This window comes from Ligilactobacillus pobuzihii E100301 = KCTC 13174, from assembly GCF_000349725.1.
Classification (GTDB): Bacteria; Bacillota; Bacilli; order Lactobacillales; family Lactobacillaceae; genus Ligilactobacillus; species Ligilactobacillus pobuzihii.
This window is the reverse complement of the sequence record NZ_KB714700.1, coordinates 113,226-114,513: the sequence shown is the minus strand read 5'-3', so window position 1 is coordinate 114,513 and position 1,288 is coordinate 113,226. Positions and strand designations below refer to the sequence as shown.

General features: G+C 43.2%; 2 protein-coding genes. Both read right to left on the bottom strand.

Annotated elements, in window-relative coordinates; translation table 11 throughout:
* A partial coding sequence (locus LACPOB_RS13130; RefSeq protein WP_017868533.1) for an ABC transporter permease occupies positions 1–425 on the bottom strand: 425 nt, incomplete at its 3' end.
* Positions 426–430: 5 nt separating this feature from the next.
* Positions 431–1,288 (bottom strand): CBS domain-containing protein (locus LACPOB_RS12015; protein WP_040533045.1); only part of this gene is annotated, 858 nt, incomplete at its 5' end.

The window sequence follows — 1,288 nt, the reverse complement described above, 5'->3', positions numbered from 1 at the left end:
GACAAACGGATCCCTGCCATTATAACTTGCATGGCCATCGGTAACTCAACCTGCCAGATCGACTGCATGGTCGTCATTCCCATTCCCCGTGCACTATCTTTTAACGTCGGGTCAACGTCATTCATTCCGATATAAGTATTACGTAAGATCGGTAATAAAGAGTAAATGAACAAGGCGACGATCGCTGGTACTTTCCCGATCCCAAAAAGCGGGATCATCAATGCCAGCAGGGCTAAAGAAGGTACCGTTTGTAACATACTAGCTAAACCAACAATCACACTAGCAGTCTTAGGAAAACGGGTCAAAGTAACACCGATCGGAACAGCAACTAAAACACCCAGCCCCAAAGCGATCGCCGAGATATAAAGCTGTTCCCAAGTCTTCATAACTAATTCGCTACCATATTGACTTAAAAAGGCTGTCATTGTGATCACGCTCCTTTAACAGGCTGATCATCATTGTCGTGATCACTATTTTCTACGTTTTCGCTATCCTCGCTAACAAGCTCATCATTGGCACCATTACCCCAGATCGTATCGTAAACTACGTCGACCATAGTGGTCCGTGTCACGATACCCAACAACTTGTTATTTTTATCTACCACTGGCAAATACTTGAAATCACGATTCAACATTTTGCGTACGGTTTTTCGAACTAAAGTGTCACTTTGCAAGGTCGGCATATCAGTACTCAATAAATCAGAAACACTAGTTGCACTCTTATAGTGACTAGTGATCGTATCAATATCAACATACCCCTTAAAATATTCTTCTTCATCAACAACTAGCAATGTGTCGACACGACGTTCACGCATCAATTTAACCGCATCTGAAACAGAACGTTCCAAAGTGATCTTAACTGGGTCTTTTATCATGATCTGGTCAACACTAGAAAGTTCGGCACGAGCTTGACTCAAACGTTCTTCACCTAAAAGATCTTTAACGAAATCATTGGCCGGATGTTGCAGTATTTCTTCTGGAGAAGCACTTTGCACAATATGCCCCTTATCCAAGATCACAACAGTCGTCGCTAACCGCAACGCTTCGTCAATATCATGGGTCACAAAAACGATCGTCTTTTTTAATTGTTTCTGCAAGTCGCTGATCAAATCTTGCAGTGATTCACGAGTGATCGGATCTAAGGCACCAAACGGTTCGTCCATCAAGATCAGATCTTGATCTGCTGCTAAAGCCCTGATCACACCGACCCGTTGTTGCTGTCCCCCGGAAAGTTGTCCCGGATAACGGTCCAAAAATTCTTCTGGTAATTCAACTTCCTTGCATAACCT